26 protein-coding genes and 1 other annotated feature are annotated in these 21,976 nt (G+C 43.9%); of the genes, 3 read left to right on the forward strand and 23 right to left on the reverse strand.

The genetic code is table 11. From position 1 onward, the window contains the following. Nucleotides 1-45: 45 nt before the first annotated feature. The 4 genes from safA to nadB form a co-directional block, all read right to left on the reverse strand. A complete protein-coding gene (gene safA / locus NX903_RS13255; RefSeq protein WP_086344150.1) occupies nt 46-1,209 on the reverse strand; it encodes a spore coat assembly protein SafA in 1,164 nt (387 codons plus the stop codon). 116 nt (nt 1,210-1,325) lie between these two features. Continuing rightward, nucleotides 1,326-2,432, reverse strand: a complete 1,107-nt coding sequence (gene nadA, locus NX903_RS13260; RefSeq protein ID WP_086344151.1) for a quinolinate synthase NadA — start codon at nt 2,430-2,432, stop codon at nt 1,326-1,328. Then, a complete protein-coding gene (nadC, locus tag NX903_RS13265; protein ID WP_086344152.1) occupies nt 2,419-3,288 on the reverse strand; it encodes a carboxylating nicotinate-nucleotide diphosphorylase in 870 nt (289 codons plus the stop codon). Before nadC ends, nadA begins: the two co-directional genes overlap by 14 nt. Beyond that, on the reverse strand, nt 3,242-4,837 hold the full coding sequence (nadB, locus tag NX903_RS13270) for an L-aspartate oxidase (RefSeq protein WP_086344153.1): 1,596 nt from the start codon (nt 4,835-4,837) through the stop codon (nt 3,242-3,244). The genes nadC and nadB overlap by 47 nt, the downstream gene beginning before the upstream one ends. Before the next feature lie 102 nt (nt 4,838-4,939). On the opposite strand from nadB, the gene nifS reads away from it, so the two are divergent. Both nifS and NX903_RS13280 read left to right on the forward strand, forming a co-directional pair. After that, entirely contained in the window at nt 4,940-6,127 is a 1,188-nt protein-coding gene (gene nifS, locus NX903_RS13275) for a cysteine desulfurase NifS (protein WP_086344154.1), read from the forward strand. Next, nucleotides 6,087-6,629, forward strand: a complete 543-nt coding sequence (locus NX903_RS13280; protein WP_086344155.1) for a transcription repressor NadR — start codon at nt 6,087-6,089, stop codon at nt 6,627-6,629. Before nifS ends, NX903_RS13280 begins: the two co-directional genes overlap by 41 nt. 23 nt (nt 6,630-6,652) lie before the next feature. On the opposite strand, the gene pheA is transcribed toward NX903_RS13280, so the two are convergent. Genes pheA through spo0B form a run of 4 tightly spaced genes read right to left on the reverse strand, consistent with a single transcriptional unit; the run spans nt 6,653 to nt 9,929 of the window. Continuing rightward, nucleotides 6,653-7,510, reverse strand: coding sequence for a prephenate dehydratase (gene pheA / locus NX903_RS13285; protein WP_014477545.1), 858 nt, complete (start codon nt 7,508-7,510; stop codon nt 6,653-6,655). A gap of 16 nt (nt 7,511-7,526) precedes the next feature. Further along, on the reverse strand, nt 7,527-7,970 hold the full coding sequence (gene thrR / locus NX903_RS13290) for a transcriptional regulator ThrR (RefSeq protein ID WP_003222630.1): 444 nt from the start codon (nt 7,968-7,970) through the stop codon (nt 7,527-7,529). A gap of 60 nt (nt 7,971-8,030) precedes the next feature. Continuing rightward, nucleotides 8,031-9,317, reverse strand: a complete 1,287-nt coding sequence (gene obgE / locus NX903_RS13295; protein ID WP_003229675.1) for a GTPase ObgE — start codon at nt 9,315-9,317, stop codon at nt 8,031-8,033. Nucleotides 9,318-9,350: 33 nt separating this feature from the next. After that, nucleotides 9,351-9,929 carry a sporulation initiation phosphotransferase Sop0B gene (gene spo0B, locus NX903_RS13300; protein ID WP_014480451.1) on the reverse strand — a complete coding sequence of 193 codons (579 nt, stop codon included), beginning with the start codon at nt 9,927-9,929 and terminating at the stop codon, nt 9,351-9,353. A gap of 77 nt (nt 9,930-10,006) precedes the next feature. Between spo0B and NX903_RS13305 the strand changes: the two genes are divergently transcribed. Then, nucleotides 10,007-10,129, forward strand: a complete 123-nt coding sequence (locus NX903_RS13305) for a hypothetical protein (RefSeq protein WP_003229671.1) — start codon at nt 10,007-10,009, stop codon at nt 10,127-10,129. A gap of 120 nt (nt 10,130-10,249) precedes the next feature. Here the strand turns inward: NX903_RS13305 and rpmA are convergent, their stop codons facing one another. The 15 genes from rpmA to NX903_RS13380 form a co-directional block, all read right to left on the reverse strand. Beyond that, a complete protein-coding gene (gene rpmA, locus NX903_RS13310) occupies nt 10,250-10,534 on the reverse strand; it encodes a 50S ribosomal protein L27 (RefSeq protein WP_003222623.1) in 285 nt (94 codons plus the stop codon). A gap of 12 nt (nt 10,535-10,546) precedes the next feature. Continuing rightward, nucleotides 10,547-10,885: a ribosomal-processing cysteine protease Prp gene (locus NX903_RS13315; protein WP_086344156.1), complete on the reverse strand. Its 339-nt coding sequence runs from the start codon at nt 10,883-10,885 to the stop codon at nt 10,547-10,549. A gap of 2 nt (nt 10,886-10,887) precedes the next feature. After that, nucleotides 10,888-11,196: a 50S ribosomal protein L21 gene (gene rplU, locus NX903_RS13320; protein ID WP_003229668.1), complete on the reverse strand. Its 309-nt coding sequence runs from the start codon at nt 11,194-11,196 to the stop codon at nt 10,888-10,890. A gap of 13 nt (nt 11,197-11,209) precedes the next feature. Further along, nucleotides 11,210-11,285: a sequence feature (ribosomal protein L21 leader region), on the reverse strand. Nucleotides 11,286-11,342: 57 nt separating this feature from the next. Continuing rightward, the gene (spoIVFB, locus tag NX903_RS13325; protein WP_024572737.1) at nt 11,343-12,209 is read right to left on the reverse strand and encodes a stage IV sporulation intramembrane metalloprotease SpoIVFB; all 867 of its coding nucleotides are present in this window, start codon (nt 12,207-12,209) and stop codon (nt 11,343-11,345) included. Continuing rightward, on the reverse strand, nt 12,202-12,996 hold the full coding sequence (gene spoIVFA, locus NX903_RS13330) for a stage IV sporulation protein SpoIVFA (RefSeq protein WP_004398684.1): 795 nt from the start codon (nt 12,994-12,996) through the stop codon (nt 12,202-12,204). Before spoIVFA ends, spoIVFB begins: the two co-directional genes overlap by 8 nt. A 148-nt stretch (nt 12,997-13,144) precedes the next feature. Then, nucleotides 13,145-13,951: a septum site-determining protein MinD gene (minD, locus tag NX903_RS13335; protein WP_004398624.1), complete on the reverse strand. Its 807-nt coding sequence runs from the start codon at nt 13,949-13,951 to the stop codon at nt 13,145-13,147. Nucleotide 13,952: 1 nt separating this feature from the next. Further along, complete coding sequence (minC, locus tag NX903_RS13340) at nt 13,953-14,633, reverse strand: septum site-determining protein MinC (protein WP_029318187.1); 681 nt, start codon at nt 14,631-14,633, stop codon at nt 13,953-13,955. 52 nt (nt 14,634-14,685) lie between these two features. After that, nucleotides 14,686-15,204, reverse strand: a complete 519-nt coding sequence (mreD, locus tag NX903_RS13345; RefSeq protein WP_004398811.1) for a rod shape-determining protein MreD — start codon at nt 15,202-15,204, stop codon at nt 14,686-14,688. Next, nucleotides 15,201-16,073, reverse strand: a complete 873-nt coding sequence (mreC, locus tag NX903_RS13350; protein WP_003222609.1) for a rod shape-determining protein MreC — start codon at nt 16,071-16,073, stop codon at nt 15,201-15,203. Before mreC ends, mreD begins: the two co-directional genes overlap by 4 nt. 30 nt (nt 16,074-16,103) lie before the next feature. Then, nucleotides 16,104-17,117, reverse strand: coding sequence for a cell shape-determining protein MreB (gene mreB, locus NX903_RS13355; protein WP_003229650.1), 1,014 nt, complete (start codon nt 17,115-17,117; stop codon nt 16,104-16,106). Between the two features lie 91 nt (nt 17,118-17,208). Continuing rightward, on the reverse strand, nt 17,209-17,904 hold the full coding sequence (gene radC, locus NX903_RS13360) for a RadC family protein (RefSeq protein ID WP_014480455.1): 696 nt from the start codon (nt 17,902-17,904) through the stop codon (nt 17,209-17,211). Nucleotides 17,905-17,940: 36 nt separating this feature from the next. After that, nucleotides 17,941-18,510, reverse strand: a complete 570-nt coding sequence (locus tag NX903_RS13365) for a Maf family nucleotide pyrophosphatase (RefSeq protein WP_024572904.1) — start codon at nt 18,508-18,510, stop codon at nt 17,941-17,943. A 152-nt stretch (nt 18,511-18,662) separates the two neighbouring features. Next, nucleotides 18,663-19,661 carry a stage II sporulation protein SpoIIB gene (gene spoIIB / locus NX903_RS13370; protein ID WP_086344157.1) on the reverse strand — a complete coding sequence of 333 codons (999 nt, stop codon included), beginning with the start codon at nt 19,659-19,661 and terminating at the stop codon, nt 18,663-18,665. Nucleotides 19,662-19,794: 133 nt separating this feature from the next. Continuing rightward, nucleotides 19,795-20,541: a prepilin peptidase gene (locus NX903_RS13375; RefSeq protein WP_080474433.1), complete on the reverse strand. Its 747-nt coding sequence runs from the start codon at nt 20,539-20,541 to the stop codon at nt 19,795-19,797. A gap of 140 nt (nt 20,542-20,681) precedes the next feature. Next, nucleotides 20,682-21,974, reverse strand: a complete 1,293-nt coding sequence (locus tag NX903_RS13380; protein ID WP_041339279.1) for a bifunctional folylpolyglutamate synthase/dihydrofolate synthase — start codon at nt 21,972-21,974, stop codon at nt 20,682-20,684. Nucleotides 21,975-21,976 lie beyond the last annotated feature (2 nt).

Consider the following 21,976-nt stretch of genomic DNA (forward strand, 5'->3'; position numbering starts at 1 on the left):
CTGCTTGAAAACAAAAAAAGGAACGATTTACATCGTTCCGAACGATCACTCATTTTCTTCTTCCGGCCGGCCAAACATTTGGTTTACAGAAGGCTGATTCGTCATTGGCATAGAAACTCCTGCCGAATATGGGTTTGGATTTGGGTTAGCTGTGCCATATGGCATATTAGGGCTTCCATAAGCTCCCATTCCCGAATGGCCAGGTGCAGAGAAATATGGCTGATGATCACCGTCACAGCCGCAGTCGTCATGATCTTTGTATGGCATGTAACCATGAGCCGCAGCAGGCTGGTATGCTCCCATTACTTGGGGAGTGCCGTAATAAGGGCCATACGGCATATGTCCATACGGAGATCCATAAGCCGGAGATGCGTATTGCGGCGCACCGTATGAACCGTAATGTCCGTGATGGCTGTTTTCATGATGCTGGTTTTCATAACCCGGGTCATACTGAGACGATACAAAGCCTGGCTGGTATCCATGCATCGGATGCATTGGATAAGCTTGTGCCGGATAGTACGGATAGCATAATCCTGATCCTGGAAGAATTGGCGAAACAGGCACCGGACACGGTACGAAATGAGCCGGATAATGATAATAAGGCTGAACAGCCGGCATCGGCATATTCGGAACTGTGTGATGAACGTTTTCCTCTTCTATACCGCCTACCTCTGGCGCCTTTGGCATATTAGGCATATTCGGATAATTTGCATTTTCCATATTACTCATAGCCTCCTGTTGTGGAAATTGGTCTTGCATATGATACATATGATCCATATTTCCGTCATGATGTTTTTTCGGCTCCTCCGGTTTAGGAGGCGACCAAGGCTGGAAAAGCTGTTTCATATCATAATAATCGTTCACATCAGCTTCAGGGTACACATTTTCCTGCAAATTAGGCATCGGCGGGACATACGGCATGGACTTCTTTTCTTTCGGCTTTGTGTCTTCTACATCGACAACGGATTTAGGCTTCTCTTTCGCATATGGATGTTCTTGCTTCACACTCCCGGCCGCAGGACTTTTGCCCGCTTTTGGCTCTTTTCTGACCGGGACTCCTTCTGACGGCACTTTTATTTTCATTCCAGGCATGATTAAGTCTGGATTGCTAAGCTGTGTATTGAGTTTTTTCACTTCCTCAACATCGACTCCGTACTTTTCAGCTATTTTCCAGAGCGAATCGCCTTTTTGAACGATATGGATTTTCAACGTTTTCCCCTCCTATGCAAAACGTGAACAGTTCAGCTGTGATTACAATATGTTTCTTCACAACATATGCCTGAACAAAAGAAGTTATGAGTAAAGGAAGGGAAAATATTTCTGATCTACGTGATCGAAAGCATTCGATTCAGGGCAAGGAGTGCATCTTCCTGAATGGCTTTTGGCACCTTGATGACGCCTGAAGGTTCTCCTTTTTCAATTTGTTCCAGCGACCACAACAAATGCGGCAAATCAATTCGGTTCATTGTCAGGCAAGGGCACATGTCAGGGTTGAGTGATTCGATTTGTTTATCTGGATGCTCGTGAATGATCCGCTGAACAAGATTCATTTCTGTCCCGATTGCCCACTTGCTTCCCGCCGGAGCCTGATTGATTGTGTCGATAATATATTTCGTTGATCCGTTATCATCGCTTAGTGTCACGACTTCGTGTGAGCATTCCGGGTGCACAATGATCTGAATGTCGGGGTCTCGCTCTCTCATATCATGGATATTTTTAGTGGTGAATTTCTCGTGAACAGAGCAATGCCCTTTCCACAAAATCACTTTCACATTCGTATGCCCGGATACAGCTACTAATTCATCTTTCATCGGGTCCCACACAGCCATATCTTCAAGCGCAATGCCCAGATCATAAGCCGTATTTCTCCCTAAATGCTGATCAGGCAAAAATAAAATTCTTTTTTTCTGTGTAAACGCCCATTCAAGCACTTTTTTCGCATTCGAAGAAGTCACAGTTGCTCCGCCATGCTTTCCGACGAATGCCTTGATCTCCGCAGTGGAGTTCACATAAGTTAAAGGTATGATCGTATCTCCAAATATATGCTGAAGCTTCTTCCATGCCCTATTGGTCTGCTGCATGTCAGCCATGTCAGCCATAGAACATCCAGCTCTCATATCTGGCAGGACGACCGTTTGCTGCTCGCTTGTCAGCATATCGGCGGTTTCTGCCATAAAGTGAACACCGCAAAATACGATATAATCCGCATCTTTGTTTTTTTCCGCTACTTGGGCCAATTGCAGGGAGTCGCCTGTTTGGTCAGCAAATTGTATCACTTCATCCTTTTGATAATGATGGCCTGGTATAAAGAGCCTGCTGCCGAACTTTTTCTTAATGGCGGCAACGCGCGTTTCCATATCCTTTCTCGATAGTTCTTTATAACTTTCGGGCATCATATCATTCGATTGTTTGATCACATCAAGAATTGACATAACGGCATTCCTCCACAGATTCATTTGATAACGTAACATCCATGCTGATATCTAAACTTTTGACGGAATGAGTCAGAAATCCTAATGAAATATAATTCACACCCGTCCCTTTAAAAGCAGGCAAAGATTCTAACGTAATCCCGCCGGAGGCTTCAGTTTTTATATGATCCGGTGTGAGCTTTGCAAAATGACGGACCGTATCAGGCGGGCAGTTGTCAAACATAATAACATCCGCGCCAGCTGCAATTGCTTCCCGCAGCTGTTCCTCCGTTTCAATTTCCACCTCGATATTTACCATGTGTCCCGCGGCCTGACGGGCTTTTTTGCACGCCTCTAAAATAGAACCGCATGCTGCGATATGATTATCTTTAATCATGATGCCGTCATACAAACCGAATCGATGATTATACCCGCCGCCGGCTCTGACAGCATATTTCTCCAGCATTCTGAGCCCCGGTGTTGTTTTTCTCGTGTCACAAATTTTAATCTGTTCATCATCCAGACACCGAACAGCCTCTCTTGTCATTGTCGCAATTCCTGACAGCCTCTGAATAAGATTTAATACGACCCGCTCTCCTGAAAGGAGCGCAGCTGCGGGACCGTGTAACTCGGCAATCACTTCACCTTTATGCAACATGTCCCCATCTTTTTTGTGTAAAATGATTTGAACATTTTCGTCCAATAACGAAAAGCCTTCTTTTATGATCGCTGCTCCTGCAAAAATGCCCTCTGACTTTGCAACAATCTCCGCTTCACAGCTCTGTTCTCCAAAAATAGACTGCGATGTAAGATCCCCTGTCCCAATATCCTCAAGAAAAAAGTGATTCAGTAATTTTTTCAGCTGTAAATGATTCATTGTTCCAAATCCCCTCGTTTTTTCTGATCTTCGTTCCTTTTTTTGTATGGACAATTTGTCTTCCTTGCCAGCCCACCTCAGTATGAGGAAAATCGGTGCGGAAGTGAGCCCCTCTGCTTTCCTCCCGCAAAAGCGCAGAAAACGTCATCAGCTTTGCAGCTTGCCATAGATGAGAAAGCTCCAGCTGCGGAATTGTGATATCCTTCACATTCACTTCCTGAAAAGGCAGCGTATGAAGCCAGATGCTAAGCTCAATCAAACTGCTTTGTTCCCGCAGAATAGACATGTGACTTGTCATTTTACTTTGCAGTTCATGCATCTCTATATCCGGCACCTCGTAGACGACACTGGTTTCTAGCCCTGATTGATATTGCCTGTTATAAACCGGTTTTTGGATAATATGCTCTGCTGCCCTTTTTCCAAATACCAGCGCTTCCAATAAAGAATTGCTTGCAAGCCGGTTTGCTCCATGTAAACCGGAGCATGCTGTCTCGCCAATCGCATAAAGTCCCGGCACTGTCGTTTCTCCCCAGCGATTAACTGAAACACCTCCCATTAAGAAATGCATTCCCGGAGCAACAGGAATTTTTCCGCTGTGGATATCAACCCCTGCTTTTTCACAAATAGCGGTGATGGTAGGGAAACGCGTTTCAAAATCAGAAATCGCACTGAAGTCTATATAAACGCGATTTCCTTTTGCCATTTCTTCGTGAATAACCCGTGAGACAATATCTCTTGGAGCCAGGTCACCTAAAGGATGCCGTTCAGCCATAATCCTGCGGCCATTTTCGTCTACTAAACATCCGCCTTCCCCTCTGACAGCTTCTGAAACAAGCCCGTAGGAAACACCATTTTTCACAAGCAGTGTCGGGTGAAACTGAGTAAACTCCAAATCCGTTAATTCCGCTCCGGCCCGGTAAGCCAGAGAAAGACCGTCAGCTGTGACAGTGGGATCATTCGTATGGTGAAGAAACAGGTTTCCACAGCCGCCGGCAGCCAGCACAACTTCGTCTGCGTGCCTTACCTTGAGCCGCCCTTTGCTGTCTTTTGTCATGACGCCGATACATCGTCCGTCCTCTATAAGCAAATCTGCTGCCGTTTCATTCTCGATTAACTTGATTTTGCTGTTGATCCGTTTGAGCAAATAATCGATAAGCAGCCTGCCTGTTGCGTCTCCGCCTGCATGAAATATGCGGTTGTATGAGTGGGCCCCTTCTCTTCCAAGACAAACACCGCCTCGTTCATTGCGGTCGAATGGAAATCCACGCTCCAATAGGCTTTGAACTATCATTTTTCCATCATGTAATACGTCTGCTGCAATAGCTAGATTATTATGGCCGCACCCTGCGTATAACGTATCCTCCAGATGGGCTTCAATCGAGTCATCTTTTGCATAGGCCGCAGCAATCCCGCCTTGTGCATAGACAGAATTGCTGTTTTTGACGCTTTTTTTTGTGATAACAGTCACTTCGTATGAGGGCGGGAAAGCTGCAGCTAAGGAAAGTGCCGCCGCCCCTGAACCGATGACTGCAATCGTCTTTTTAGACATATGCCATCCTCCTGTTGTTTACATCTGTCTTGACACCTATATTTACACAAGGATAAAATAAACTCAAGAGTTTTTTATGGAGAACGGATGGAGGAAGACCGGATGATTTATTTAGATTATGCAGCGACAACGCCTATTTGTGAGGAAGCCCTTACTGTATATCAGAAGCTTAGTATGGATATGTACGGAAATGCCAGCAGCCTGCATGATGCAGGAGGAAAAGCAAAGCACATACTGGAGTACTGCCGTGAAAAAATCGCCAACATCATTGGCGGAGAAGCAAGCGGCATCTATTTTACAAGCGGCGGCACTGAATCCAATTTTCTGGCCATTCAATCATTGCTAAACGGCCTGCCAAAAACGAAAAGACATTTTATTACGACTGCCATGGAGCATCAGTCCATTCATAATTGCGCTGCTTTTTTGGAACAGCAGGGATATGATGTAACAGTCATTGAACCGAATGAATACGGGCTTATTACCGAGGAAATATTACTAGCCCATATCCGGCCGGAAACAGGCCTTGTATCTATTCAGCATGCAAATTCTGAAACCGGGATCATTCAGCCCATTCAACGCCTGTCTTCATACCTGCACAATAAGGGGATTCTTCTTCATTGCGACGCTGTTCAAACGTTTGGAAAGATCCCGATCAATACAAAAAATCTGGGAGTAGATGCACTTTCAATGTCCAGCCATAAAATCCACGGTCCTAAAGGAGTAGGGGCGGTCTATATCCGGCCGGATGTCCCTTGGAAACCCGTTTATCCTCTGACTACTCACGAATACGGATTCAGAGCCGGCACCGTAAATGTTCCCGGGATCGGTGCCTTCACTGCCGCTGCAGAATTGATCGTAAGCGAAATGGAAAAACAGATATCCCGCAATGAGGCATTAAGAACATACTTTCTAGACCAAATCCGTATTCGGTCTCTCCCTGTAACCCTTGCGGCAGACACTTCGCAAGCAGAATGTCTTCCGCATATTATAGGGTGTTTTTTTCACTCATTTGAAGGACAATATGTTATGTTAGAATGTAATCGGAGTAATATTTGCATTTCAACCGGCAGCGCTTGTTCTGCAGGTTACCACGGTCCGTCTGAAACAATGAAAGCATTAAGAAAAACCGAACAAGAAGCTCTGCAATTTATCCGCATCTCTTTTGGCAGGCATACAACAGCTGAACAGCTGGAACAGTTATTACATACGTTTACAGTGCTTTGGGAACAAAAGAAAGGAGAATATGATATTGACCGAAGAATTAAAGCTAATGGGCGCCAACAGGCGTGACCAGCTTCTTCTGTGGCTGAAGGAATCTAAATCACCGCTGACAGGAGGAGAACTCGCAAAAAAAGCGAACGTTTCAAGACAGGTTATTGTACAGGATATATCGCTCTTGAAAGCGAAAAATGTACCGATTATCGCCACAAGCCAAGGATATGTATACATGGATGCAGCCGCTCAGCAGCACCAGCAGGCAGAAAGAATCATAGCATGTCTGCACGGTCCTGAACGGACAGAAGAGGAACTGCAGCTCATCGTCGACGAAGGCGTTACAGTAAAAGACGTAAAAATCGAGCATCCCGTATATGGAGATTTAACTGCAGCCATCCAAGTAGGCACCCGGAAGGAAGTTATCCATTTCATTAAAAAAATCAATTCTACAAATGCTGCCTACTTATCACAGCTGACCGACGGCGTGCACCTGCATACACTTACAGCACCTGATGAACATCGCATCGATCAAGCTTGCAAAGCCCTCGAAGAAGCCGGCATTTTAATTAAAGACTAAAAAAAGCCCTCTAGAGGGCTTTTTTATAATTGGTAAGACTGGTATGCACCCAGGAGCTTCACTTTGCAGCCGAGCGCTTCAAGCTCCTGCATGGCTCCTGGAATCAATACATCATCAAACGCTTTCTCAATATCAATAATAAAGAAATAATGGCCTAATCCGGTTTTAGTCGGACGTGACTCAATTTTTGACAAGTTTAAATTTCTCCAAGAAAATGCAGACAGCACTCTATGCAGCGCCCCGGACTGATCATCCTGCGGCAGCATGACCATTAAGGTCGTTTTGGGCCTAGAACTCAATTTTGAATTTACTTCAAAAGATATGTTTTCATCAGGAGACAGGATAACAAATCTTGTATGATTGTCCCTATAATCCTGTATATCCCGTTTCACAATTTTTAATTCATATGTAGAAGCTGCCATATCATTGGCAATGACCCCGATATTCAGCTCGGGATGGTCACTGACAAACTTTGCTGCCGCCCCGGTAGAATTGGCGTATTCATATGGAACGGAAGGAAAATGTCGATGGAGAAATTTATGGCATTGCGCAATCGCGTGTGAATGCGAGTAAATTTTGTCGAGCTCTTTCCATGCATTCTCTCTAGAGGGATGGACGAGCAAGTGCTGATGAATCGGCAACGTCATTTCACCCACGATTGGCAAGGGCTGTTCATGTATTAAATAGTCTATTGTTAGATTAACAGATCCTTCTAATGCATTTTCCAAAGGAACAAAAGCAAAATCAACTTCGCCTGCAACGGCCGCATCTATACACTCCGGAATGGTGCGGTAAGCAACATGTTCGGCGCCGTTTTGAAAACAAGAACTGACTGCTAGATGTGTAAATGTAGCTGCTGGACCTAAATAACCGACTTTCATGACGATTTTCTCTCCCTTATGCACCTGAACCTAATATTTCAACTTTTTCTACAAAATCAAACTTCCTGAGCTTATTCATTAATGTATGAATGTCTTCTTCCATTGCCGACGTACTGATAGACAGTGTCACATTTGCTCTGCCTTGAAGCGGAATGGTCTGGTGAATGGAAAGAACGTTGCTTCCAGAATCAGCTACCGCCTGAAGAAGCTGAGATAACGCACCTGACCTATCCTCTAAATGAAAGAAAAGTGTGATAATTTGTTCTTTTACCATGGTGTAGAATGGAAAAACAGCATCCCTGTATTTATAAAACGCACTTCTGCTTAAATCGACCTTTTGAACGGCATCTGCTACTGAATCTGCTTTTTTTCGATCAAGCAGCTTTTTGACTTCCAATGTTTTTCTCATTGCATCGGGCAATACATCTTCACGGACAAGATAAAATGTCTCCTCTTTCATTTGCATCCCCCCTTTAAAATAGAGAGCCTGACACCAGGCTCTCTTTTCAGCCAACATTCATTAATCAATAAATTCAAATTCAAATTCCAGAAGCCTGATTATATCTCCATCCTTGGCTCCGCGTTCTCTGAGTGCTTCATCAACACCCATTCCGCGCATCTGTCTTGCAAACCGTTTAACCGATTCATCACGTGAGAAATCAGTCATCTTGAATAACCGCTCAAGGCTGTCTCCTGAAAGCACAAATACACCGTCTGGATCGCGTGTAATGTTAAATGGCACTTCTTCATTTTCCATCGTGTACATGACACGGTTTTGTGTAAGCTCTTCCTCGTCATACAGCGGGAACTCCGGTGTGTTTTCAAGCTGATTGGCGACTTCAAACAGAAGCTCACGCAGACCTTCTCTTGTCACCGCACTGATCGGGAATACCGGATAATCATCCGTCAGCTTTTCTTTAAAGGCTTCGAGATTTTCCGCAGCCTCCGGCATGTCCATTTTATTTGCAACGATAATTTGCGGACGCTCAGTGAGACGCAGATTGTACTCGCTCAGCTCCTGGTTAATCGTAAGATAATCCTCATACGGATCGCGGCCCTCTAAGCCCGACATGTCAATGACGTGAACAATAACCCTCGTCCGTTCAATATGGCGCAAAAACTGGTGGCCAAGTCCGACGCCTTGGTGTGCGCCTTCAATCAGTCCTGGCAAATCAGCCATGACAAAGCTGCGTCCGTCATCCGTTTCAACCATGCCGAGATTCGGGACAAGCGTTGTAAAGTGATAGTCCGCAATTTTCGGTTTTGCAGATGAGACAACAGACAGCAAAGTAGATTTTCCCACACTCGGGAACCCGACAAGTCCGACATCTGCAAGCACTTTTAATTCAAGAACAATGTAGCGTTCTTTTCCCGGCTCGCCGTTTTCTGAAAGCTGAGGCGCGGGATTAGCCGGTGTAGCAAAGCGGCTATTTCCTCTTCCGCCTCTTCCGCCTCTTGCAATGACAGCCCGCTGTCCGTGCTCTGTTAAATCAGCGATGACCTGTTTCGTATCATCGTCTGTCACAACGGTGCCCGGCGGAACTTTAATGACCATATCATCAGCATTTCGTCCGTGCTGGTTTTTGGACATGCCATGCTCGCCGCGAATCGCTTTAAAGTGTTTTTTGTATCTAAAATCCATCAGGGTGCGGAGACCTTCATCTACTTCAAAAACGACGTCTCCTCCCTTTCCTCCGTCACCGCCGGCAGGGCCGCCTTTCGGCACATATTTTTCACGGCGAAACGCAACCATACCGTTGCCACCGTCGCCGCCTTTTACATATACTTTGACCTGATCTACAAACATAATGTCCTCCGTTCTAAACCGTTAAAAACTCCGCTAGTCCAACCCTATTTCAATCAAACATTCGTGACTCGTGATTTCAAAACGCATGATGTCAATGTCCTCATATCCATTCTGCCGAATATCATCAAAAGCAGATGGATCGGCAAAGGCGCCGTGAAAATCAAGGTACAGAATCAGCTGTCTGTCAGGATGATCTGTTTGAAGCGAAACCGTTAAATGATTTTCACTCTCTCTGCTGACTGCTTGATCAAACAGATGAAACAGCTTTCTCATCAGTTTCGCCAGCTTTTGATCATAAGCCGACAAATCCTTAATTTCTCCGAGAACTTCATATTCAAGCGTCATATAATGGGTTTTCCAATTAAACGTAAGAAAATCAAACGCCAAATGCGGTGTTTTCAGGTTTGAGAGCTTTGATTCGTGCTTTGCGTCTATAACCATTTCTTCAATCATTTCAAAGACGCGGTCATACTTCTGCAAGCTTAAGTTTCCTTTAATCAGCTGCAGCTTATTCATCCAATCATGCCGGGAATGGCCAAGCAGATGAATCAGTTCGTTTGTTAATGCCGTGTCGCTTATATTTTCTTCTTGATTTTTTGAAACATCCTTCATTTTCGCACTCCCAATCATTTAATTTCTTATTTAGGAGTCTGTATAAGTGTGTATTATGAATTATAACAGAGAAGGCTTTGTTAGAAAAACAATTGTTTTTCCCAGAAATATCATGTTCCTTTTTTCTGGCTTTGGTTGATTTGCAGCCAGGCAGAACATTTTATGTATTACTGCTTGGGGAACATATCCAGTGGGTTTGAGATGTTTATTCTCATTCTTGGCGGGGTCTGCTCGCACATACTCTGCATTTCATTCTAGGTGTTTACTCCGCATATTGCAAAAAAAACTCCAGTCATCATCGACCGGAGTTTTTTGAATCATTATTGAGCTACAGGATATACGCTCACTTTTTTGCGGTCACGGCCGAAACGTTCGAATTTAACAGTTCCGTCGATTTTCGCAAATAGAGTGTCATCTCCGCCGCGGCCCACGTTTTCACCTGGGTAAATTTTTGTTCCGCGTTGACGGTAAAGGATAGAACCGCCTGTTACGAATTGACCGTCAGCACGTTTAGCACCTAAACGTTTAGCCTCAGAGTCACGTCCGTTCTTTGTAGAACCTACTCCTTTTTTAGAAGCGAAAAACTGAAGATCTAATCTAAGCATGTAGCTCACCTCCTATATTATGTTTGTGGTCACACGCAAGTTGTCTTTGTAATCCCGTTCGATTGTCTCCAGCGAAACAATCATGCCTTCAATCAGCAGCTGAGCTTTTTGGCGTGCCTCTGGATCAAGAGATTCAGGGAATTCAAAATAAAAATAACCCCCGTCCTCCCCTATATCAAGAAGCGGCTCGAAGCCCGCGAGCACAATGACCGCGTTAACGGCTCCAAACACAACGGCTGTCACTCCGGCACAAACAAGATCTTGTCCATGTTCAGCAAAATTCGCATGGCCCGACATTTCAAAAGACAATATGCCTTTATCATGAGACCTTCTGATTGTTGCCTGAATCATGCTTACGCGTTGATTTTTTCGATCGTCACTTTAGTGTAAGGCTGACGATGACCTTGTTTTTTATGAACGTTTTTCTTTGGTTTGTATCTGAAAACAGTGATTTTTTTCGCGCGGCCTTGTTTTTCAACTTTAGCCGTTACTGTTGCGCCTTCAACTGTAGGGTTGCCGACTTTCACGTTGTCTCCGCCAACAAACAAAACGTCTTCAAAAGTAACTGTTTCACCTGCTTCAGCAGCAAGTTTTTCGATGTAAACAGTTTGGCCTTCTTCAACTTTGATTTGTTTACCGCCTGTTTTAATGATTGCGTACATTCTCTGCACCTCCTATTAGACTAAGACTCGCCAGATACCAGGGGGCTGTAAAAGCTCTTAACACCTGTACTGAGCGGTTGTAGCAATGGTGCTACATCCATAACATTAAAAAATATACCAAAATACAAGGCGTTTGTCAATCAGTTTTAGTAGGGCAGAAGCAGTTCCTCCATGGAAGAATTCGTCCGCTTATCGGCAAAGTAAGCGTGCAGCACTTCATTCTCGTCAAGCTGGCTAAGCTTTTGGCCTGATTTTTCTATAATAATCGGATGCTTACAGCCACGTTTGAACTCGGCCATCACATGATAGACTTTATCCTCCGCCTTTACTGTCAGCGGCAGAAGTTTCTCAAGCTCCCTGTTTTTTCCGTAATACCTTTCGAGGAGAAATCTCACATGGGTATAGTGCCTTTGCCGATATTCCTCAAATAAGGAAACAGCCAGAAAGACAAACAAAACCCATGCGCTGATTTGCAGAGGAATCACGAATAAAACCCAGCACCCGAGCAACAGGCAGAAGCAGAGCGACGTTTTTAGATTAAGCCGGTGAGCCTTTTGAAAAGGCAGCTGTTTGGAAAACAACAAAAATAACAGTTTTCCTCCATCCAGCGGCCAGATCGGCAGTAAATTGACAAATAAGATAGAAAGATTATAAAAGGTGAAGAGTTCAAAGGTATGCTGATGAATCACTGAGACTTCTGCAAGCATCCAGGCGGCAAACTGAAGCCAGATGTGCTGAAGAGGGCCGGCAATAATGACCGCAAACTCTTCCTTTAACGGCCGATTCCCGTGCTCTTCCACTTCGACCGTTCCCCCAAACGGCAGCAAAAAAACACGCTTGATTCTCCAAGAAAAAAACACAGCCAGAGCAGCATGCCCCAGCTCATGAATCAATACAATCAGGAGCAGACAAAATAATGCTTTCATATGGCCTGTGAGCAAGCCCAGCGCCGCGATAATCCAAAGAAAAGGATGCACATGGATCTTTAAGATAAGGTCGAGCCATTTATTCAAATGAAATCACCTGAATCGGATCAATAAATTTATCGCCGTCTTTCATGGCAAAATAATAGACCCCTTTATTATGATCATCAAGCTTAATCGAACCGAGCTTTTTGCCTTTATCCACAAAATCATATAAAGCAACATCCACATCTTTGAGCTCGCCATAGATACTATAGGTGTTGTCAGCATGCTGCACCTTAACCGTCAGTCCCGTCTGGCTGTCTTTGCTGACTTCAACCACATAGCCTTCTTTTACACTATCAATCTTATCGCTGCTTGTTTCGACTTTAATTCCTTCCCCATTGTCCTGAAAATCCTGCTGTACTTTCCCGGATGCAGGCGCGATCAGATCTTTGCCTACTTCAATCTGCTGTTCCTTATTTTTGTGTTCAGGAGCCAGGAAAGCAAGCGGATTTCCGAATTTGGTTTCGAACCAATGGCTTGCTGAGGCAAATTGAAATTCAGTTTCAAAGGTTTTGGCTACAGCGGGTTTAATCTGACTGACGGGTCCAATGTTTGTTTTATAGGCTATAGCTGAAACGAGAACAAGGCAGGCCGACAGAAGACATTTCAGGATAATTGAATCTGTTTTCACCAATGGGTGTTTTCCGTTGAATGTTGGCATGTTATCTTCATAAACCGGAAGTGTTCCATGTTTTTCCTGATCCGTTACCATCACCCAGGACGGGGGTTTCTGCTTTTCAGAAACTGTCTGAGTAGAGAAACGTTTTGAGCCGGAAAGCTGCTTTCTTCTTTTCTCTAATCGTTTTCTGATTTCATCTGCTCTGTGACTCATTGCCATCATCCTTTGCATTCGTTGGGTTTGTACATCATATGTCTTGTCCATGGCAAATATTCGGTTTAGTCAAGAACAAAGCAGGCAAAAACAAAAAAACCTGACACAGCATATGCTTTGTCAGATTCTTCTCTTTGATTCTATCACATTAAGATCTTACTCCGAAAAATGACTTAATCTTAGCCATCATTCCTTTGTTTTGCTCTTCAAGCACCTGTAAAGGAACAGATTCACCTAAGATGCGGCGGGCAATATTGCGATATGCAATAGAAGCACGGTTTTTAGGGTCCATCGCAATCGGTTCGCCATGATTGGAAGCTTTAATGACTTCATCATCATCAGCCACGATTCCGAGTAAATCGATCGACAGATGCTGTACGATTTCGTCGATATCCATCGTGTCACCGTTTTTCATCAGGTGATTTCTGATTCTGTTAACAACGAGCCGCGGCGGTTCAATATTTTCCTCTTGCTCCAGCAGTCCTATAATACGGTCAGCATCACGAACAGCTGAGATTTCAGGCGTAGTGACCACAATCGCTTTATCAGCTCCGGAAACGGCATTTTTGTACCCTTGCTCGATTCCGGCAGGACAGTCTATGATGACATAGTCAAATTCCTGTTTGAGCTCTTGGACCATGTTTTTAATTTGTTCAGGAGCAACAGCTGTCTTATCGCTCGTTTGAGCAGCGGGCATTAAATAGAGCAGATCATCGAAACGTTTGTCTTTTACGAGCGCCTGATGCATTTTGCATCTGCCCTCTACAACGTCTACCAGATCGTAAATAATTCTATTTTCAAGACCCATTACAACATCAAGGTTGCGCAGTCCTATATCAGTATCTACTAAGCATACGCGCTTCCCTAAAATGGCTAAGGCGGTACCGAGGTTCGCAGATGTTGTTGTCTTACCTACTCCGCCTTTTCCCGAAGTTATTACGATAGCCTCACCCAATTCACATTCCTCCCTCAAGCCTTGTTAGATCAGGTCTTAAATGAGCCAAATGTTGAAGGCGTTCAATGACCATATTTCCGTCTGTATCTAAATAAGCACATTCCATTTCGTTCCCTTTTTGAATGTGGTCTGGGGAGCGATTTAACACATGATTGATTCTTAATTGTGTCGGAAGCATTTCAGAGGCGGCGATGACCGCTTGATTATTTCCATTAAATCCAGCATGCGCGATTCCCTTCAGTGAGCCCAGAACAAAAATGTTCCCTCCGGCCTTGACTGTTCCGCCGGGATTCACGTCACCGATCAGGAGCAAGTCGCCTTTTACCTGCAGCACTTGGCCTGAACGGACAATTTTTGAAACAGAAATAATTTCGGCTTCCTCTCTTATCTGCTGTGCTTCTTTTTTAGTAATGACTTCACTGTCAATAGAATGAACAAACAAATCTTTCTTTGACGCAATCAATTCGGTTAGCTGTTCCTCTTGCTCCTTATATAAAAAGCGATTTCCCAGCTTAACATGAACGCTGATTTTCTGGCCTTTTCCATCGGTATATTGTTCAATTGACAGCATATTCTGAAGACCATCGAGAAGCTCATCAAAAGAACACGCATCATCCAGATGCAATGTTAGTCCATTCTTTGTTCCTTTTATTGTTACATATTGCTGCTTTTTGGTCTTCACAATATTCACCTCAACAACATACTCATTTCGTCAAAAAAAGATAAAATCCTTTTTACTCATCTCTCAATTCTTTCTTTAGACTCATAAAAAACAATCTAAATGGCAGAACAAGAATAAGAGCTGCTGCAATATTTAATAAAATTGTCGGTATAAACCGGTCAAGCACAAATCCGTTAAACGTCATAATGTCTTTATGAATCAAAGACTGAATGCCGAATACGTAAAATTCGAGCAGACAGACAGCCAGAACTGCTATCAATATCACTACAAATGCGTTTGTATGCAACACTTTAAACGCTTTTGAAGCCAAATAGCATAGCCCTGCAAAACCAAACATGTAAACGCCTAATAGACTTGTATAGTTCATGTCATATAGAAAACCAAAAATAAATCCGTAAATCATCGCGTGTTTTTGGTTGATAAAAGCCGACATGAATATCAATACAAGCATCAAAAAACGCGGGGCGAGCACTTGGTCATCTGTAACGAAAGGAAAATGCACCAAATCTGTAAAAATGCTTTCCGCAGAAAAAACAAGCATCATAACGAAAGGGAGAAGGAAACGTTTCACGATCCTTCCTCCTCTGTATCGACAGTCGGCACGTCACGGTTTACAACGATCACATTATTTAAATCTGTAAGGTCAGCCGCAGGTTTTACATAAGCAACCTTCGTCAGTCCATAGGAATCTGACTCGATATCAGTCACTTCACCGATTGTCAGCCCTTCTGGGAAAACACCGCCTGTCCCTGATGTTTCAATAAGATCGCCTTTTTTCACGTCTTGTTTATCCTTACGCTCAATAATTGTCATCTTAAGACGTTTTTTCTCTTTGTCATATCCTTCGATCAAGCCGTAGCCTTTGCTGCCTTTTTTTCCGGAAATTTTTGTCGCGACTCTGTTATTGCGGTCAGTATCGCTTAAAAGCTGAACAGTAGACGTAAAATTGTTAAGTCCGGAGCTTTTGATCTTGCCGATTAATGCGCCTTTTTCGTTTGTAACGGCCATATCTTTCGCTACGTTTTGCTGAGTCCCCTTGTTAATGGTGACCTGTTTGGCCCAATTATCAGGGCTTCTGGCGATGACCGTTGCTAAAATCGGCTTGTAATCTTTAATCGATTTGACATGGCCAAGCTCGTCACGCAAGGATTTGTTTTCTTCTTCAAGCTCTTGAAGCTTGGCTTCATATTGTGTCTGTCCGTCAAGTTTTTCTCTTAGACGCTCGTTTTCTTTGTATGTGTTTTTTAAATCATTGATGTTCTCAAATATTCCTGCAAAAAATTCGGCAGGCGTATGAAAAATATTTTGAAATACTCCCGTCGTATCGCCGATCACTTTCTCAGGCCAGGTGGTATTGCGGCCGCCCTTCAGCGAAAATCCAATCATAGCCACCAATATGATAATACACAGAAGTAATAGCATTAACCGCTTATTCGGCATCGTGTTACACCTCTTCTATTGAACTCCCGATTATCTAGTTTTCCCTTTGAAAAGATGGATGTGCTCCAGTGCTTTCCCTGTTCCGATCGCTACACAATCAAGCGGATCTTCGGCGATAAGGACCGGCATTTTTGTTTCTTCGCTGATGACTTTGTCCAAATTGCGCAAAAGCGCTCCGCCGCCGGTTAACACTATACCTCTGTCCATGATATCTGCTGCAAGCTCAGGCGGTGTTTTTTCGAGTGTGCTCTTCACTGCTTCGACAATTGTAGATACAGTGTCGCGTAGAGCGTTAGAAATCTCTTTTCCTGTAATTTCAATTGTTTTCGGCAGACCTGTGAGCAAATCGCGGCCGCGGATTTCCATGTTGTCGGATTCTTCAGGAGCTTCTGCAGATCCGATTTCCATTTTAATCGCTTCAGCCGTACGGTCACCGATCATCAGGTTGTACGTTTTTCTGATGTAGTTGATAATTGCGTCGTCCATCTCATCACCGGCTACACGGATTGACTGAGACGTTACGATGCCTCCGAGGGAAATTATCGCAACTTCTGTCGTACCGCCCCCGATATCAACAACCATGCTTCCAGTCGGTTCCCAAACTGGCAGATTGGCCCCGATTGCTGCGGCAAAAGGCTCTTCAATCGGATACGCATCACGCGCTCCCGCCTGTCTTGTCGCATCGATAACAGCGCGTTCTTCAACAGCTGTAATGCCTGATGGGACACATACCATTACATATGGTTTTCTGGCAAACATGCCTTTATTTTTTATGGCTTGATTGATGTAATATTTCATCATCGTCGCCGTTGTTTCATAATCAGCGATAACGCCGTCTTTCATCGGGCGAAGAGCCACCACGTTGCCCGGTGTCCGTCCAATCATATTTTTCGCATCATTTCCGACAGCGACAATCGATTTCGTATCCGTCTGCAAAGCGACAACTGACGGCTCTCTCACAACAATTCCTTTTCCTTTTACAAAAACAAGCGTATTCGCAGTTCCAAGATCTATACCAAGGTCTCTAGCACCAATTCCAAACATATGTATGTATCTTCCTTTCTTAAAGCAAAAATACCCTAAAGGGAAAAACTCATAAACTCTATTATAGCTTAATTCGACGAAAAAAAAAGTGTTACAAATATCCTTTTTCCTTTAAACTCACAAATTTTTTATCCCCGATCACCAAATGGTCAAGCAGCTCGATGCCAATCAGGTTTCCGCATTCAAACAGCCGTCTTGTCACTTCAATATCTTCCCTGCTCGGCGTCGGATCTCCAGAAGGATGATTATGAACACAGATAAAGGAAGCGGCAGATCGTTTAAACGCTTCTTTAAACACCTCTCGCGGGTGGACAATAGATGAATTCAGGCTTCCGATAAATACGGTGCGTTTATGAATGACTTGATTTTTTGTATTTAAGTATAAACAGACAAAATGCTCCTGGGTTAAAAAGCGCATATCCTCCATGACAAGATTAGCGCCGTCTTCCGGGGAGCGAATAACGAAATGTTCTTCGTTGGCTAATTTATGAATCCGGCTTCCAAGCTCAACTGCAGCCAGTATTTGAATCGCTTTTACCATACCGATTCCCGGGATGCTTGACAGCTCTTCAACCGATGCTTCCTTGAGCAGGCGCAGCCCGTCAAATGAGCGCAGCAGCCTGTTTGACAGGTCCAAAACAGATTCGTGTTTAGTCCCTGTCCGCAATAATATAGCCAAAAGTTCATGATTCGCTAAGTTCTCGGCTCCGACTTTCAGGAGCCGTTCTCTTGGCTTTTCTTTGATTGGGAAATCTTTGAGTTTTAATGGCAGATCGTGTATGACCAAGCACTCCTTTTCTTTCCCTTCCCGTTTATAGAACCGTCATGCCCTTATATCAAAATGGCGAAGAGCTCTCATTGTTTTTGATATAGGAAGGCCCATGACTGAATAATAATCTCCGTCTATTTTCTTTACAAAAAGCGCGCCTCTTCCTTGGATGCCGTATGCACCTGCTTTATCCATCGGCTCTTTTGTTTCAATATACGTCCAAATCTCTTCTTCACTGAGGGACCAAAACACAACTTCTGTCTTATCATAAAAAGTCTCGCTGTGATTTTCAGCTTGAATGCTGACCGCGGTTATTACTGAGTGACTTCGGCCTGAAAGCCTCCGCAGCATAGAAGCAGCTTCTTCTTGATCCTGCGGTTTGCCAAGACATTCGCCGTCAAGGCATACCATTGTATCAGCACCGATAACGATTGCATGCGGGTGGAGATCAGCTACAGCCTTAGCTTTTTGTTTTGCCAACCATTGGACGTTTTCTTCTGGTGAAAAGTTTCGATTTAATTTTTCTTCTACTTCACTGACAATAATGGAGTAGGGCAGCTGGAGAAGATCGAGGAGTTCTTTCCTGCGCGGAGATTGTGATGCAAGTATTAGCGGTTTTGTCATGTTCGTCATCCTTTCAGGGTTTGCTTAAGAAAAAAAGATACTCGTTTATCCTACCAAATCACGAGGCTTGTCACAATTTCAGAAAAATAACTTTTTCATGACAAAATAAAAAAAGCCTGTCACTAAAGGACGAAGGCTCAGGGCACTATCTCTTATTTTACGACGGCTAACAGCTCCTGCTGAGCCTTCCACCCGGCTTCAGCACTTGGATCCTCTAATTCCTTTAAAGCCTGCAAAATCGCTTTTTTCTCTCCTGTTTCTGACGCTTTTGTTTCACCAAGAGACTTTTCTATTTTCTCTACACTCGCTTTTGTAATGTCTTCGCCGAGAATCGCCTTTGCTGCAAGCTCCGCTGTTTCCTTAAAAGAATCTGTCATATCTGACTCTATTGATAAGGAAAGCTCCTTGCCTCCCCAGGCTTCAAAATCACTGTCGATTAAAACCTGTCCTAACTGCTGTGAGACATCCTTATCACTGGCTAAGCCCGCGATGACATACGTATACCCGTCATCCTTTGACAGTGACACGGCGGAATATCCTTTTTCGGTCAATTGTTCTGTTAACGTTTCGGCACCCTTTTCATTTGAAAATTTTCCGGCTTGTACAGCGTATGTTTTATATGTACCTTCAGTTTGCGCCGCTTGTTTTTCTGTGCCTGAAGTTTGTTTATCAGTTGAAGTATCCCCTGCTTTTGCCGTTTGGCTGCCTAGAGAATCCTCTAAAGAGGCCGGTGCTGACGCTTCTTTATTCCCCGATATGCTTAACGCGAATAGCCCTAATCCAGTGCCAATGACAGCCGCGAAGGCAATCGTCGCAGCCACTCTTTTTACTGGTTTGGCAGTCCCGGTCTTTCCTTTTGCATAAGACTTTGTTTTTTTCTTTTGATAAGGAGGAACAACTTTAGGGTCCTCTTTAAACACCTTGTCTTCCTCTGAATCCCAATTGAATTCATCTTCATCAGGATGTTCCTGGGATGCCGCAACCTCTTGTTCTGCCTGTCTTTTTTCCTCCCAATTTGAAAATGTCATGCTTTTATCCGCCTCTGTCTCAGGCGTCTCTTGTTCGTAAACCGTCTCTTCTTTTCCATTAATCGTCACCTTGAGGGCTTTTTCTGCGGCTTTACTGTTTTTTTTATTCTTTCTTTTTTTCAATTCCGCTTCCTCCCTTCATTTGCTTGACCGTTCTTGTCGGCTTTTCATGCTACACACTTTAGCACAGGCAAAGAAAAAAAGAACAAGACTTTTGTCGCCTTGTCCAAAAAACGTTCGTCAAATTTTTCAGCAGTCAGCCCAATGCCATTTTGATATAAAAAGAAATGATAGAGTCACCGTATAAATAGGCTAAAATGCTCCCTGCGGCTATAGCGGGGGCAAAGGGAAGCGGCTGCCTTTTAGCGAGTCTACCAGTCAGAACGGCTGCCGCTCCATATAATGCACCTATCAAAACAGAAAAGAAAAAGGCAGCTGCCAGCATTTTCACACCAAGCACAAAGCCAATCACCGCAAATAATTTAATATCTCCTCCCCCTACTCCCCCATGGGTGATTGCGGCAATTACAGCCAGAAATAGAAATCCGGCTGCCGCACCTAACAGGCCTGCATACCAGGAATCAAGCGGAGAAATCAATCTCGCGGCCGCCAAAAAGGGAAGAAAGAAAATCAATATACGATTTGGAATCAGCATAAAATGAATATCTGTCACTGCAACAATAATGAGAAGAGAGATAAACACCACAGCGGGAAACAGTTCCAGCGACGTGCCAAAGCGTATTCCTGCGGCGGCAAATAAACACGCTGTCACAAGCTCTGCTGCGGGATACATAAAAGAAATCCTATGCCCGCAGCTTTTACATTTACCTTTTTGAAATAGGAATGACAGGATGGGAATTAATTCTGCAGGAGTTAATGTCCTCCGGCAAAACGGGCATGATGAACGGGGCGCAATAATAGATAGATGTAAGGGGATACGGCACCCGGCCGTATAGTAAAAAGAACCAAGGATAAGCCCGAAGATAAAAAGAAGTGATAGCATAGACAACACACCTTTACACACTGAGTTCTGGTATGGATTGTAGCAAAATGAGCATCCTGAGCTCCAATTGGAGATATTCAATTTTACACATAAAAAAACCGGCAGAATCTTTTTTTTGATTCTGCCGGAGCCGGATACTTTTATTTCAACCTTTTTCGAATGTCAGAAATAAAGTAAAGAGATCCGGTAATCAGCACAATTTCATTTGAGCCCTTTTTACTTTCTATGAATTTGATCACATCGTCTGGATCTTCACTCCAGCTTTTATTGCTGATTTCACTTGCATCATAGAGATCTTTTGCAAGAGAAGCACGCGGGAAATCAAAAGAAGCAAAATGAATCGCATGAGCAATGGTTTCCAGTCTTTTAATCATGTTCTGATACGGTTTGTCCTTTAACGCGCTAAACACCACAGAAATGCGTGAATTGGCGAAACGCTGCTTCATCGTTTCCGCCAGCTTTTCAACACCTTCTTCGTTATGCGCACCGTCTAAATATACCGGAGGATGTTCCTGAACAAGCTCTAACCGTCCCGGCCAAGCAGCCTTCACAAGCCCGCTCCTTAACGCTTCGTCACTGATATGGGCGATATTCTCCTTATTGAGCCACTCCGCAGCCAAAATGGACAAAGCAGCATTTTGTCTTTGATGGGTGCCAATCAGAGATGTCCGAATATCTTCATAGCATTTCTCTTCCGTTTTGAATGAAAACTGTTCTCCTGCAGGCAGAGCCTCTTCATTGAAAATAACACATGCATCATGCAATGACTGGAACGGCGCAGCATGCCGTTGAGCTTCATGGCGGATGACCTGTAAAGCTTCCGGCTGGGTAACTGCTGTAACGATTGGAATACCTTCTTTAATAATACCGGCCTTTTCTCCTGCAATTTCTTCAATGGTGTTTCCCAAAATATTCATATGATCGTGTCCAATGCTTGTAATCACAGTTAAGAGCGGTTCAACCACATTAGTAGAATCGAATCTACCGCCCAAACCTGTTTCAAAAATAACAAAATCGACCTTATGAAATTCTGCAAAATATAAAAATGCACAGGCCGTCATAATTTCAAATTCTGTCGGCTGTCCGTATTCCGTTTGATCAAGGGCTTCAACGTGCGGTTTCATTTGATTGACGAGTGCTGTCCATTCCTCATCTGAAATCGGTATCCCGTTTACGCTGATCCGTTCATTAAACGTAATAATATAAGGCGATGTAAATGTTCCAACCGTATATCCGGCTTCCTGCAGCATAGAACGGATAAAAGCGACAGTTGATCCTTTACCGTTTGTTCCTGCGACGTGGAACGCTCGGATTTTTTTTTCAGGATGTCCTAACCGCGCCATCAGCTGTTTCATTCGGCCAAGTCCGGGCTTCACCCCGAATTTCAGCCTCCCGTGAATCCAGCTGCGCGCATCTTGATATGCAGTAAACAATG

Origin of the sequence: Bacillus sp. FSL R5-0576, from assembly GCF_038004765.1 — a bacterium.
GTDB classification, from domain to species: Bacteria; Bacillota; Bacilli; order Bacillales; family Bacillaceae; genus Bacillus; species Bacillus subtilis.

What these genes read in the sequence shown, in the direction of transcription:
- rplU (WP_003229668.1), bottom strand. Translation starts at nt 11,196, where the DNA reads ATGTACGCAATCATTAAAACAGGCGGTAAACAAATCAAAGTTGAAGAA.
- obgE (WP_003229675.1), bottom strand. Translation starts at nt 9,317, where the DNA reads ATGTTTGTAGATCAGGTCAAAGTATATGTAAAAGGCGGCGACGGTGGC.
- pheA (WP_014477545.1), bottom strand. Translation starts at nt 7,510, where the DNA reads ATGAAAGTCGGTTATTTAGGTCCAGCAGCTACATTTACACATCTAGCA.
- nadC (WP_086344152.1), bottom strand. Translation starts at nt 3,288, where the DNA reads ATGAATCATTTACAGCTGAAAAAATTACTGAATCACTTTTTTCTTGAG.
- nadB (WP_086344153.1), bottom strand. Translation starts at nt 4,837, where the DNA reads ATGTCTAAAAAGACGATTGCAGTCATCGGTTCAGGGGCGGCGGCACTT.
- thrR (WP_003222630.1), bottom strand. Translation starts at nt 7,970, where the DNA reads ATGAAAGAGGAGACATTTTATCTTGTCCGTGAAGATGTATTGCCCGAT.
- NX903_RS13365 (WP_024572904.1), bottom strand. Translation starts at nt 18,510, where the DNA reads ATGACAAAACCGCTAATACTTGCATCACAATCTCCGCGCAGGAAAGAA.
- mreC (WP_003222609.1), bottom strand. Translation starts at nt 16,073, where the DNA reads ATGCCGAATAAGCGGTTAATGCTATTACTTCTGTGTATTATCATATTG.
- NX903_RS13315 (WP_086344156.1), bottom strand. Translation starts at nt 10,885, where the DNA reads ATGATTCAGGCAACAATCAGAAGGTCTCATGATAAAGGCATATTGTCT.
- nifS (WP_086344154.1), top strand. Translation starts at nt 4,940, where the DNA reads ATGATTTATTTAGATTATGCAGCGACAACGCCTATTTGTGAGGAAGCC.
- nadA (WP_086344151.1), bottom strand. Translation starts at nt 2,432, where the DNA reads ATGTCAATTCTTGATGTGATCAAACAATCGAATGATATGATGCCCGAA.
- rpmA (WP_003222623.1), bottom strand. Translation starts at nt 10,534, where the DNA reads ATGCTTAGATTAGATCTTCAGTTTTTCGCTTCTAAAAAAGGAGTAGGT.
- NX903_RS13375 (WP_080474433.1), bottom strand. Translation starts at nt 20,541, where the DNA reads ATGCTATCACTTCTTTTTATCTTCGGGCTTATCCTTGGTTCTTTTTAC.
- mreB (WP_003229650.1), bottom strand. Translation starts at nt 17,117, where the DNA reads ATGTTTGGAATTGGTGCTAGAGACCTTGGTATAGATCTTGGAACTGCG.
- spo0B (WP_014480451.1), bottom strand. Translation starts at nt 9,929, where the DNA reads ATGAAGGATGTTTCAAAAAATCAAGAAGAAAATATAAGCGACACGGCA.
- spoIVFA (WP_004398684.1), bottom strand. Translation starts at nt 12,996, where the DNA reads ATGAGTCACAGAGCAGATGAAATCAGAAAACGATTAGAGAAAAGAAGA.